The sequence below is a fragment of the Vibrio sp. NFR genome, assembly GCF_027587095.1.
GTDB classification, from domain to species: domain Bacteria; phylum Pseudomonadota; class Gammaproteobacteria; order Enterobacterales; family Vibrionaceae; genus Vibrio; species Vibrio harveyi.
The window spans coordinates 150129-162511 of sequence record NZ_JAPPTN010000009.1 but is presented as its reverse complement, the minus strand read 5'-3'; the positions used below and the strand labels follow the sequence as shown (position 1 = coordinate 162511).

Here is a 12383-nt window from a genome sequence, read left to right as displayed (position 1 = left end):
GTTTTACATAGCGTCATTATCTAGAGCGGCGAAGGTGCGAGTAGGGAATCGCTTCTTTTCTTAAGACACAAAAAAGGCTCCAATCGGAGCCCTTCTTCAAAGTTAATTTTAGCTTTCAGTCTGAGGGACAGGCTGACGTGCCGGATGCTTGATAAACACCGCCACGATAGCTGCAATTGCAAGCGCGAAACAGTAATAAGAGTTCGTGACAACTTCTAGTGGAGAAAGGTTAAATACCGAACCCAATAGCAGAACTTGCGCACCGTATGGCAATACACCTTGGATAACACACGAGAAAATGTCCAACAAACTTGCAGAGCGACGCGGTGAAACGTTGTTCTCTTCTGCCAGCTGACGAGCCACGCTACCTGATACGATGATGGCAACGGTGTTGTTGGCGGTACAGGTATTCACCATCGAAACCAGACCAGCAATACCGAGCTCACTTGCACGACCATTTGCTTCTTTCGAGTGGCTAGAGCCAAACGTACGGATGATGCCGCTCACTAGGTTAGTTAGAAACGCGAGACCGCCTTGGCGACGCATAAGCTCACTCAGACCACCAATCAGCATGGATAGCAGGAAGATCTCTTGCATGTTGCCAAAGCCAGAGTAGATGTCTTGCGCGAAGTTGGTTAGACCGTAATCATCGATAGAAGACAAGCTCACGCCGCCTGCCAAAACGATACCAATAGTAAGCACGACAAACACATTCATGCCTGATACAGCAAGGATAAGAATCGTCACATATGGCAGCACTTTCAACCATTCAATAGGACCGGTTTCTGGTACTTGAGTCGCTGTGCTGTTGAAGGCGAAGATCACAAGCGCAACCAGTGCTGCTGGTAGTGCGATACGGATGTTCTCTTTGAATTTGTCCTTCATCTCACAGCCTTGAGAACGGGTTGCCGCAATGGTGGTGTCTGAGATGATCGAAAGGTTATCACCAAACATTGCGCCGCTAAGCACTACACCAGCAGTCAATGGAAGACTCATACCTGCTGATTGAGCAATGCCCAGAGCAACAGGCGCAACTGCTGCGATGGTGCCCATTGAGGTGCCCATCGCTGTCGCAATAAATGCAGAAATCAGGAAGATACCTGGCAAGATCATGCTGGTTGGAATCGCAGATAGACCAAGGTTAACTGTCGCATCTACGCCGCCAGACGCTTTTGCAACTGCAGCAAAGGCACCGGCAAGCAGGTAGATCATACACATCGCGATGATGTCTTGATGACCAACGCCACGCATAAAGTGTTCGATAGAGCGATTGAGTTTGTCTTTGCTTAGGATGAGCGCAAGGATCACAGCAGGCAATACCGCGATAGGCGCTGGCAGTTGGTAGAAGGCGAAATCAACGCCTTGCAAGGATAAGTAAGTGCCCACGCCAATAAACAGCGCAAGGAATAGCACTAAAGGTAAAAGTGCGACCGCTGATGGTGCGATTGCTTTATTAGAATTTTTAGAACCAGACATGTGAACGACAACATAATCAACAAATAAGGCGAGCAGACTAATCTGACACTAAAGACTTGTCAACGTCTAGACGTCTAAATGGCTGGTTATTTTTAATCGAAAAGACCAAGAAAAAAGGCTCACATAACATATCTTATTGATACTGTGAGCCTTTGTAGAATTTTACTTGTGTAGAGTATTTATGCTTTTTTTCGTTTGAGGAGCGCGAAGATCATCAGTGAGAACAACAACGCTGCGCTCGACCAAACCACGTAGCGATGCTCGGTATAGAACTGGCTGAGAACGCTTAGATGCTCAAACGCAAAGTTAGTGAGCAAACTGAACACGGCAACCCAAATGGTGGTTGCAAGGGCGTTGCCCAATAAGAACTCTTTACGCGACATCTTAGCAATGCCACAAGCAAGCGGCATAAACTGTTTCATTCCTTCAATAAAGCGGCTGACAACCAAGCAAGCAGGACCATACTTCTGAATTGTATTTTGTAGCTTCTGCATTTTTGGGCCAGAAATATAGCCTTTCTTGTCTAACCAACCTTCAAAGTGATAGCCAATCAGGTAGCCGCACGTGTTGCCAAAAAAGCAACTCAACCAAGAGACTATCATCACTAGGCTAAGGTTCATGACATGCTCAGATGAGATGATAGACGCCGCAATCATCAGCGATTGCCCCGGCATCGGAATGCCAATACCTTCAAGAAAGATGCTGACGATAAGGGCGAGATAGCCATATTGCTCAAGCAGCGGCTTCATCGCCATCAGTAAATCATTAATGTGTTCCAAATGCTTTCCTCTAACCAAAGTGGAACGAAGCTGGAGTGATACTCCTGTTAGTTAGCTTGGTCAATCGACGTTGTTCTCAAATAGTCAAATCTGACATTCCGTTGATAATAGTGGCGCGTATTTAGTCTTTTAGGTTACGCCTTACTAAGTCGTGCATTTGCTTAATCGTCATCAATGCTAACCAGATGATCTCTTCGACAGAGCGCTGTCCTGCGGTCGAGGAGGGATGATTGGCATCGGTTTTATTGCTCAGTGCTGGCAGCTCATGCACGCGATTGTCACGAATCGTACTGATCAACGCATCCATCGCATCATGAATCAGGCGTTCTACTTGCAATGAACCTTGGTAATGGGTGCCCGCTCTCACTAGAGGGATCAGCAAGCAGAGGTAGTGACTCAACAAGCGATAATGGCTCAACATATCTTCATAATAATGCGGATCGGCGCGAGTGTGCCTTGGCTCTTGCTGCATCTCGTTGTAAATCAGTTCAAGATCGCTTTCTGCTGTGAGCATGGCGGCACGTTGCTTAGTGAGCGCCATGTGATCACGTTGCTCTGTGTCGACTTGTAACTGCTCATAGCAATACACAAATAAGCTTTTTGAACTATCGAGCGCTTTTAATGCTTGGGTATGAATCTCCTTACCTCGCCACTGCGGCCACAATAATCCATAACCAAGTAGGACAATTGCGCCACCGACGACATTGTCGATCAAGCGCGGAGCGGCAAAGTCGAGCCCCTGGTGTGCCATGGTTTGATAAACCAAAATCAACAGCGCGGTAATACAGCCAATCGCCAGCGAGTAATGGCGCATAATATTAAGCATTGCGATGGGTAATAGGACCGCGATTAATACAAACAAGATGGTCGTTGGTACGCCAAGATGAATCAAGGAGGTGGCGAAGAGTACCCCAAGTGCCGTGCCCAAACAGCGTTGCCAAGTTTTACTTCGGGTTGCCAAGAAACTCGGTTGAATGACCATCAACATGGAAATCAACACCCAATCCGGGCGAATCAATTCAAAGTATTCAGCAATCCCAGCTCCAAGAGCAAACATCAAACCAACGCGAGTCACATGGCGCCAAATCGGGTTGCCTCGACTTGGCAAACGAAAAGACAGCTCGAATGGTTGCACTTCAAAGGAGCGTTCATAAGCGGGCTCATTGAGCTCAATACGACGAGAAATATGCTTTACCGCGTATGCCCAGTAGCGAAAGCGAGGTTGGTCTTCTAGCTTCACCGCCTCAATCAAATCATGGGCTTCCTGCTCTAGTGAGCTCAAGTGTTTCATCTCTTCATGCGTGTTATGTAAAAGCTGCTTGGCTTTGTGTCTTAATCTTTGCTGGCAGTGTTGGCTCCAAACCAAGAGCAGATCTCGTTTCGGTTTACTGGATTGAAATTGCTTAAGCAGATCAGGGTTGCTGGTATGGCTGCTCAAGACGACTTCAAATGTATCGAGCGCCAAAAACAAAGCCTGACGTAGAGAGTTGGCATCTTCATGTTTCGAGCGAAAAGATTCTGATTGCAGCGCTTGTTGGAACAGTTCAATCAACTGATATTTGATGCGTCGTTTCGGAGCATCGGTTTCGCTTCCAAGTAAGAAAGCTTGGCGATATTGAATGTAGTCCGCTAGCGTCTCGTAAATCGCAGAAAGACAAACACGCAGCGCGTAATGTTTCCATAAGGCAAACCAAAGCCAACTGAACAGTGCAAAAGTGAGTGGTCCCAACACCAACATAGGATAGAGACCAAGTACCGCGCTGGAATTATGTAGTGACAAGCTCACGACCGCGATCAGCAAGCTCGACATGCCAAGACGTCCCCAAAACGGACCATTCACTGCTGTACTCGCCAATATTGCTCCCATCGCGCCGTAAGTTAGCCACAGCGGTAAGCCCATATTCAGCAGAGCATAACTGATGACGAGCGTAATGCTCCACGTAAAAGCGGTAATCGCAAAGCGTGTCCAGCGTCTAGGACCGGCAGTGTCTAAACCGCTGATCAATGCTGCAGGCATGGTCATTAAAGCTGTCATGGCGAGATTGATTTGGTTGAATAGCACACCCAATCCCATGAACAGGACAATCGCGCTGGTGGCACGCAAACCAAGGTTGACAGAAGGGGAGTACCAGATTTTACGCAGAAAGGCAGGAGATAACGTCATAAACCCTCATTACAGTTGGCAACCCCTTCAGTGTAACGCGAATATCTTTACATGTGCTGGCTTCAACCACAGTTTGAAAAATTGAAGCAGAGTCGTTATCTAACCGACGCCTTCTCCAAGTTGACTAAATAGCCAATCATTGAACAGTGAGACTTTTCGCGCCGCTAGACGGTAGTTCGGCACAAATACGTAATAGCCATAATGGCTATGCATACGCAATTGTTGGATGTGGTAGACCTCATCTCTCGACATCGCCTGTTGCACCATAAAATCAGGCAGGAGGGCAAGACCTTTACCAAGCTTTACCGCTTCATAAGAGAGATAGAAATGCTCATGACCGACAGGGTGATAATGAATCGCGCTTTGCAGAGATTGCTCTAGTTTGAACTGCTCCCACAACTGCGGGCGCGTTGTTTGAGGAATAAAAGCGAAATCCGTAATGGATTGTTTGTCGTTACACGTTGAAGAACTAGATGAGCCCGTTAGCAGCAACGTTTCTTGACGCAGCAATCGACCATGTTCGTAGTGACTAGAGAGAGGAAGGCAACGGATGGTGATGTCGCTGTTTACATCCAACTGATTTATTGGACCATCACTGGTGCGAACTTTAACGCGGATGTCAGGATGGATTTGATGGAATTCATCAATGTTTGGCACCAACCACAAACTGGCGAAAGAAGGCGTAACATCGACCACCAGTAACTCTTGCTCTGTATCGGTTTGAATTAAGCTCGCCGTCGCATGTTGGATGATCTCCAACGCTTCGGTCACCTTGGGCAAGTAACGTTTTCCTTCTTCGCTGAGCTCAATACCATTGATACCACGCTGAATCAAAGGTAACCCAACCAGTTGCTCTAACGTCGCAATTTGTTTGCTCACGGCACCTTGAGTTACGCACAAACTCTCTGCCGCTTTAGAAAAACTCAGATGGTTAGCAACTGCAACAAAGGTTCGCAGCGCACGAATAGAAGGGTACTCACTGCCTTTTAGCATAAACTCATGTCCATTGATGAATGCTTAACCACAGACTAAGAGATTTTGGCTAGGAATCAAAGCAATGAGTTGAGGGGAAACACGAATCGCAGATACAAAAAGGGCCAACCCTTTCGAGTTGGCCCTTTCCAAACGTTTGGTGGAGCTGGCGGGAGTTGAACCCGCGTCCGAAAACCTTTCATCATTGGTACTACATGCTTAGTCGATCTTTAAATTCACCACCCACCTGCGAACCGACACGCTAATGAATGACTATCCTGAATTAAAATTCGCCGTTCATCTCTCAGGCGGGAGAATCCGGGCTAGCGCGTTTGGGTTTGATCCCTCGTTGGTCCCCGTCTTACGTGCGGAAGCTAGGGCGAGAGAGCTCTGAGCAGGTTATTAAGCTGCTAGTGCGTAGTTTTCGTCGTTTGCGACTATTTTTTTGCGGTTTGTTAACGAGGCCTACCGCACCTCGGCATGCACCTCAGACTTCTGAATTCCCGTCGAATCCTAAATCAGCCCCAGAGGTAATATCGGCATAGTAACAGAAAAGCCTAAGCTGTCCAGTACTATGCGTCTAAGTGGTCAAGTTTAACGCAGTGAACTCTTCATCACGCGTGCTTTTTCACGAGCCCAGTCTTTTTCTTTCAGATCGGTACGTTTGTCGTGAAGTTTTTTACCTTTCGCAACACCGATTTTGATCTTCACCCAAGAGCGAGACCAGTACAGTGACAATGCGGTTAGCGTCATACCTTCACGGTTGATGCGACCAAGAAGGTTGTCGAGTTCACGACGACTCATCAATAGTTTGCGCACACGTGTAGGGTTTGCGACAACGTGAGTAGAAGCTTGGTTAAGAGGCGTGATGGTCATTCCGCTGACAAAAGCTTCTCCGTCACGCATGAAAACGTAGCTTTCAGCGATATTGGCTTTACCTTGGCGAAGTGCTTTCACTTCCCAGCCTTGTAGCTCCAAGCCTGCTTCAATTTCATCGTCAATGAAGTATTCGTGGCGAGCTTTTTTATTCAGCGCGATAGTGTTGCTACCCGCTTTTTGCTTTGATTTTTTCTTTACCATAATGGACTCATTATACGGGTTGGATATGGGTTAGGAAATCCTTTTATTTGCGCTATCGTGGAATAAAAGTAGAATTGGCACAAGCCTTAAACATGTACGCGTATCGATAGGAGTGTGTATGAAGCAAATCAGCCGTTCTGCCTTGGTGTCTTTTAGTGCAGAGCAGATGTTCGATCTGGTCAATGATGTTTCTAAGTATCCTGAGTTTCTACCTGGTTGTTCAGGTTCACGAATCATTGAGTCTTCGGACGATGGTATGGTGGCTTCTGTCGATGTAGCAAAAGCAGGTATCAGTAAGACATTTACAACCTCTAACGAGATTATTCCGGGTCAAGCGATCATGATGAATTTGGTCGATGGTCCATTTAAGACACTGCGTGGTGGTTGGATCTTCACTGCTTTGGATGAGCAGGCGTGTAAAGTGGAACTGAAGCTTGAGTTTGAATTCTCAAGCAAGATGATCGAAATGGCTTTCGGCAAGATTTTTAATGAGCTAACCAATAACATGGTGAATGCTTTTACCAAACGCGCGAAACAGGTGTACGAGTGCTATGAGTATTGAGTCGGACATGATTCACGTGGAAGTGGTTTATGCGCTTCCTCAAGAGCAGCGTGTATTCAATTTGGTGGTAAACAATCAAGCAACGGTTGAAGATATTATCCGCCAGTCGGGTGTGCTTGAGCTATACCCTGAGATTGATTTGAAGAAGAATAAAGTCGGTGTTTACAGCCGTAACGTGCGATTAGATGCAACGGTACGCGACAAAGACCGTATCGAGATTTACCGCCCACTATTGGCAGATCCAAAAGAGATTCGTCGTAAACGAGCGGAGCAAGCAAAAGCCGCTGGTAGTGCAGACCCTGTGACAGGCGGTAAGCCCAATGCTTTGAGAAAAGCTGAGGAATAATGCTTTTGATTACGAACAACACCTCCCAATTGGGAGGTGTTGTTTTTTGTGAGGCTAACTTTCCTTGCTCTGTTGAGCAGAAATAAAAAAGCCTCCGTCAGGAGGCTTTAAGAATACTGTGAAAATAAAGGTTGCTTACTGAATCTTCTCGTAAAATGCATCGCTTTTCGGGTAGTCACCAGTGATGTCTGCCAGCGTGCCTTGGTCGTTAAACTGAACGATAAGATCTTTTTGCACTGAGTCACCGTGACCAGGAGTGTGGTGGTAAATGTAGTACCACGTATTCGGGTAGCCATTTTCAACCAACATAGGTGAACCAAGAACGTAGCGAACCTGTGCTTTAGTCATCCCAAACTTTAATTTATCAACCGCACTTTGTTCTACGTAGTTGCCTTGGTTGATATCAATGCGATAAACCAGTTTTTCCAATACCGAACATCCTGTCAGCAATGTCATTGCTAATGGTACGGCAACTAACCACTTCTTTAATTGCATAATAATTTCTTAGTAACCTTTAAAATACTGCGCTGATAATAAACAAGCTCGACGCAGATGTAAAAAGCTATGCGTCGTATGGTAGGGAATCTGACAACGAATTTTGAGTTGAGTTGCATTTATTCGCTGAGATTGAACAATAATTGGCGGAACATTGCGCATTCGTTTAGCGAAAAGCAAAAGTACTGGGGCAGTTGAAATGGGAGAGAGCCACTGAACTGATTGATATGCGGTGGCTCCGTAATAATCTTAAGCGGCGATAAGCAGTTCTTTAGCATTTGCCAATGTGGAATCTGTAATTTGACTACCACCAAGTAGACGAGCTAATTCTGCCACACGTTGCTCTTCATCTAGTGAGCGCATTTGTGTTTCAGTTTGACCACCTTTGGTGTGTTTTGCGACAAACATTTGCTGATGACCACAACCTGCGACTTGAGGTAAGTGGGTGACACACATTACTTGGGTCGACTCTCCTAGTTTGCGCAGCATCTTACCGACAACAGCAGCGGTTGGACCACTGATACCTACGTCTACTTCATCGAAGATCAAGCTTGGAGTATCTACTTTCTGCGCGGTGATCACTTGGATGGCTAATGAGATACGTGATAGCTCACCACCCGATGCCACTTTAGCGATGGGTTGCAATGGCTGACCTGGGTTGGTTGAAACCAAGAAGCAGACGCTGTCCATTCCCAGCGGTGATGGGTGGGTATTTTCGTTGTTCACTTCAATGCTGAATACCGCTTTCTCCATGCTCAATTCGTGCATGCTTTGTGTGATCAGTTTGTTCAACTCTTTTGCGTAGCGACTGCGTGATTTGTGCAGTTTTTCCGCTTGGGTCAAGAAGCTCTGATACTTTTGTTCAACTTCTTGAGCGAGTTCATCCAAACGTTCATCAGAGCAATCGAGCGCTTCGATTTGAGCCAATAGATCTTGATGGTGTTGATATAGCTCATCAGGCATAACGTGGTGTTTACGAGCCATTGACATCACTTTAGAAAAGCGTTCTTCGACATAAGCCATGCGACCCGGATCGACATCAATGCCATCAAGGTAGCTGCGAAGTTCGTTTTTAGTTTCTTCTAGCTGGATCATCGCTTCTGCCAGCATATTTGGTAGCTCTGCTAATTTCTCATCCAATTCAGCTAATTGAATTAGGGAGTGATTGGCCGATTGCAAAATACCAAGCGCATTGACTTCTTCACCTTCGTAAATAAGTTCGATGGCTTGCTGACAGGTAGCGGCAAGTTCACCGCTATTGGACAGTCGTTTGTGCTCTTGTTCGAGCTCTGCGAATTCTTCTTCACCTAGCGATAACTCATTCAGTTCTTTGATTTGGTATTCGAGCAACTGCTTTTGTGCCTGATTTTGCTGGCTGTTCTCTTTTAGTTGCTTGAGGTTATTGTCTGCCTGACGCCAATGCTGGTAAGCACTGCGTGTGCCTTTTAATAGGTTTAAATGTCCTGCATATTGGTCAAGCATTGCCATTTGGTGCTCGCTCTTCATCAATTGATGATGTGCGTGCTGTCCATGAATGTTGATCAACAACTGCCCAAGAGATTTGAGTTGCGAAAGTGGGACTGGGCTGCCGTTGATGAAGGCTCTAGAGCGACCTTCTTTGGTGATGATGCGACGCAAGATACACTCGCTGCCATCAAGCAGGTCGTTATCTTCTAGCCAACGCGTTGCGTGTAGATTGTTATCCAGTAAAAAGGCAGCGCTGACTTCTGTTTTCTCTTCGCCTTGGCGCACCATTCCTGCATCGGCACGTCCGCCTAAACAAAGGCCTAACGCATCAATTGCAATAGACTTGCCTGCACCTGTTTCACCAGTAATGGTGGTCATGCCCTTTGAAAGCTCGAGCTGTAAAGACTTAACAATCGCAAAATTATTAACACTTAGATGAGCCAGCATTTTTATTTACCTGTATAACTGAACAATACTGTATAAGAAAACAGTATATACTGTTTCTTTATACAGTAAAGTCAGGTGTGGTATTTTTTCTTAAAGAAGCGGCTTTTTGTGATGGAGAGAAGAAAAATAGGTCGTGCAAAATGCAACGACCTATTTAAATTGAACAAGTTACGGACGAGTTGGGTTAATGGTGAGCGGTTCTAATGTGACGACTGCATTGACTCCCGCGCCAGGATGGTCGACGTAAGATGTGTCTTGCATCAGGGTGTAGTAAACATCAACGAAATCGTCATCATTGGTCAGAACCCCATCAGGAATTGCATCAATGATCTTGTTGGTGATCTGAGGAATAATGGCATACGCCTGCACCTCTGGATCTGGAATCGCCTTTAATACTTCTTCAGCAACTTGAACGAGCAGTTTTGCCAACTGTTTGTAATCCGTACCGTCATCTTGTTCCATCAATACAATGTCAGCCGCGCCCCAACGGTAACGAGACCAATGAATGATGATTTGATTCGGGTAATAGTCTTTGTTGTCATAATCCAAATATGGAAGCTCGACTAAATCTAACGTCGGCTCGTCGCGACTTGGGTTCACCCCTGTGACGATGGCGTAGATTTCTGCTTTACCCGAGATCCATGGTTCTTGGTCATCAGAAAGACGGATCTTCTTCAGTTGTGTAGTCTGAATTGGTTGAACCGAACTTTCAGCGCTAGCGAGAAGTGGGGAATTAACTTGCTGTTTGTCCGCTAGGTATGGCTGAACCATCGTGGCTTGACCTAAGCTCTTCATCTCAGCTTGCATCGCTTGCAGACCTGCTTTTAGTTCTGCAGAGCTGTTATTGTCGACAACCAATACTGGTACGTCAGGAAGCTGATAGACATCGAGCTGGTGGATTTGACCATATACATCGTACGCTTCGATATACTGCCATTGCGAGTCATCACCGCTTGGCTCGAAAGCAAATAGGGGATCGACTTTCCCTTCTTGCCATACATTTAGCATCTCTTCATTCGCTAGACGGACTTCTAGCAACTGATCTGAGTATTGTTCGATGCCTTTCCATGTGCGGATTTGGTTATCGGCTTGTACAAGCTGTTTACTGAAAGCAGCTTGGGGCGTTTGTTCAACAAAGGAAGATACTGGGACGCTGGTGTGCTCCGCGGTAATGTCCCTACGTAGCATTGGCTCCATGCTGGTATAGCTCTCACTAAGTTGCTGAGCGAGTGCGCGTTTCGTGTTGGTTATATCCTCGGCTTTTGCGTTTGATATATTGTTAACCTTTGCCTCCTCAGACTGGCAGCCCATAAGCGCTAAAGTACTGAGAGCGGACAATATAATTGTTTTTTTCATAGCGTGTCCTTTGAGATAGTTTGTATGAAATAGAGTTAATATTCTATTCATGGCAAGAATATCACCAGACACCTATCATTCAATTTGCTCTCCAAGATTTGTATAAAATCTGCCCACAAGATCAAATTTTATAAATCTAGATTTAGTAGGTTTTTATTTTGTGTCGCCTTAATCGGGATAGAGTAGAAAGCTGAAATATGAGCAAAGAAAAAAGGTTGATGCTTTCACACCAACCTTTATTGCTAAAACAGTTTGCTCGACCATCCAAGCTTATTTCTTAGTACGTGATAGTAGCTATAGTCTTTCGGGTGGATAAGTTTGAGAACGTTCGGGCTCTGGTAGATGTGTATTTCATCACCTGGAGAGACGGGGAGCGAAACTTGTCCGTCACAACTTACTTCCTGAGTACCGCGGTTTTCTGGTGACACGACCAGTTTGATACGACGTTTGCCATCGACAACTAATGGGCGGCTAGACAATGTGTGCGGGAACATTGGCACTAAAGAAATCGCGTTTAAGCTTGGTGACAAAATAGGTCCACCACCTGACAGGGAGTAAGCCGTAGAGCCTGTTGGAGTAGAGACAATCAAACCATCGGCACGCAGCGAAAACGCAAAGCTGTCATCAATATAAACTTCAAACTCAATCATGTGCGCCACTTGTCCTGGGTGGAGCACGGCTTCGTTTAATGCCGCGTTATGGCTCTTGATTTGACCGTGACGATGGATCTCTGCTTCCAATAAGAAACGCTCTTCTTCTATATATTCGCCTTTTAATACGGCTTTTAATGCTTCTTTGAAATCGTCGGGGTTTAGATCTGTCAGGAACCCCAAGTTACCTCGGTTGACACCAATCACAGCAACATCGAAACGAGATAGAATACGAGCAGCACCCAGCATGTTGCCATCACCGCCAACTACGATAGCGAGATCGGCGTTTTTACCTAGCTCTACGAGGCTAGCAAACTGGCTTTGCGGGATTTCGTCTAAAATTGCAGCAAGGCGATCATCGATAAATACTTGGTAACCTTCGGATGTCAGCCATTCGTATAACTCTCTATGAGTTTGAATTGCCTGCTGATCTCGTGGTTTTCCGATAATCGCGATCACGTTACATGGGTTTTTCATAGCATTTCCGCATTAAAGAGGCTTGAATCAGGAATCTTCATCCCCATAATAATGGCAAGTTACCTAAATATGCGAATTTTTATGTGGTTAAAGCCCACAAAACGTGAGTGGC

Annotated in this window: 11 protein-coding genes and 1 other RNA gene; 2 read left to right on the top strand and 10 right to left on the bottom strand. The window is 45.8% G+C overall.

What is annotated here, in order from left to right:
* Positions 1-108: 108 nt before the first annotated feature.
* From OH463_RS17645 to smpB, 6 genes are all read right to left on the bottom strand, one after another.
* On the bottom strand, positions 109-1476 hold the full coding sequence (locus tag OH463_RS17645; protein WP_269991820.1) for a Na+/H+ antiporter NhaC family protein: 1368 nt from the start codon (positions 1474-1476) through the stop codon (positions 109-111).
* A gap of 179 nt (positions 1477-1655) precedes the next feature.
* Positions 1656-2231 carry a DedA family protein gene (locus OH463_RS17640; RefSeq protein WP_026000144.1) on the bottom strand — a complete coding sequence of 192 codons (576 nt, stop codon included), beginning with the start codon at positions 2229-2231 and terminating at the stop codon, positions 1656-1658.
* Positions 2232-2376: 145 nt separating this feature from the next.
* The gene (locus tag OH463_RS17635) at positions 2377-4419 is read right to left on the bottom strand and encodes an FUSC family protein (protein WP_045488597.1); all 2043 of its coding nucleotides are present in this window, start codon (positions 4417-4419) and stop codon (positions 2377-2379) included.
* A gap of 99 nt (positions 4420-4518) precedes the next feature.
* On the bottom strand, positions 4519-5412 hold the full coding sequence (locus tag OH463_RS17630; protein ID WP_085320056.1) for a LysR family transcriptional regulator: 894 nt from the start codon (positions 5410-5412) through the stop codon (positions 4519-4521).
* Between the two features lie 137 nt (positions 5413-5549).
* Positions 5550-5917, bottom strand: a transfer-messenger RNA (tmRNA) gene (gene ssrA, locus OH463_RS17625).
* Positions 5918-5985: 68 nt separating this feature from the next.
* Positions 5986-6471: an SsrA-binding protein SmpB gene (smpB, locus tag OH463_RS17620; protein WP_017818907.1), complete on the bottom strand. Its 486-nt coding sequence runs from the start codon at positions 6469-6471 to the stop codon at positions 5986-5988.
* Positions 6472-6589: 118 nt separating this feature from the next.
* Between smpB and OH463_RS17615 the strand changes: the two genes are divergently transcribed.
* Positions 6590-7033 (top strand): SRPBCC family protein, encoded by a 444-nt coding sequence (locus tag OH463_RS17615; protein ID WP_005447659.1) that lies wholly within the window; start codon positions 6590-6592, stop codon positions 7031-7033.
* Entirely contained in the window at positions 7023-7379 is a 357-nt protein-coding gene (locus OH463_RS17610) for an RnfH family protein (RefSeq protein WP_005447657.1), read from the top strand. The genes OH463_RS17615 and OH463_RS17610 overlap by 11 nt, the downstream gene beginning before the upstream one ends.
* 135 nt (positions 7380-7514) lie before the next feature.
* On the opposite strand, the gene bamE is transcribed toward OH463_RS17610, so the two are convergent.
* The 4 genes from bamE to nadK all read right to left on the bottom strand — a co-directional run bounded on the left by bamE (position 7515) and on the right by nadK (position 12271).
* Complete coding sequence (gene bamE, locus OH463_RS17605; RefSeq protein WP_005447656.1) at positions 7515-7874, bottom strand: outer membrane protein assembly factor BamE; 360 nt, start codon at positions 7872-7874, stop codon at positions 7515-7517.
* 249 nt (positions 7875-8123) lie between these two features.
* Positions 8124-9788: a DNA repair protein RecN gene (gene recN / locus OH463_RS17600; RefSeq protein ID WP_049535692.1), complete on the bottom strand. Its 1665-nt coding sequence runs from the start codon at positions 9786-9788 to the stop codon at positions 8124-8126.
* 168 nt (positions 9789-9956) lie between these two features.
* Positions 9957-11144 carry a DUF3103 domain-containing protein gene (locus tag OH463_RS17595; RefSeq protein WP_005447654.1) on the bottom strand — a complete coding sequence of 396 codons (1188 nt, stop codon included), beginning with the start codon at positions 11142-11144 and terminating at the stop codon, positions 9957-9959.
* Positions 11145-11386: 242 nt separating this feature from the next.
* On the bottom strand, positions 11387-12271 hold the full coding sequence (gene nadK / locus OH463_RS17590) for an NAD(+) kinase (RefSeq protein ID WP_005447653.1): 885 nt from the start codon (positions 12269-12271) through the stop codon (positions 11387-11389).
* Positions 12272-12383 lie beyond the last annotated feature (112 nt).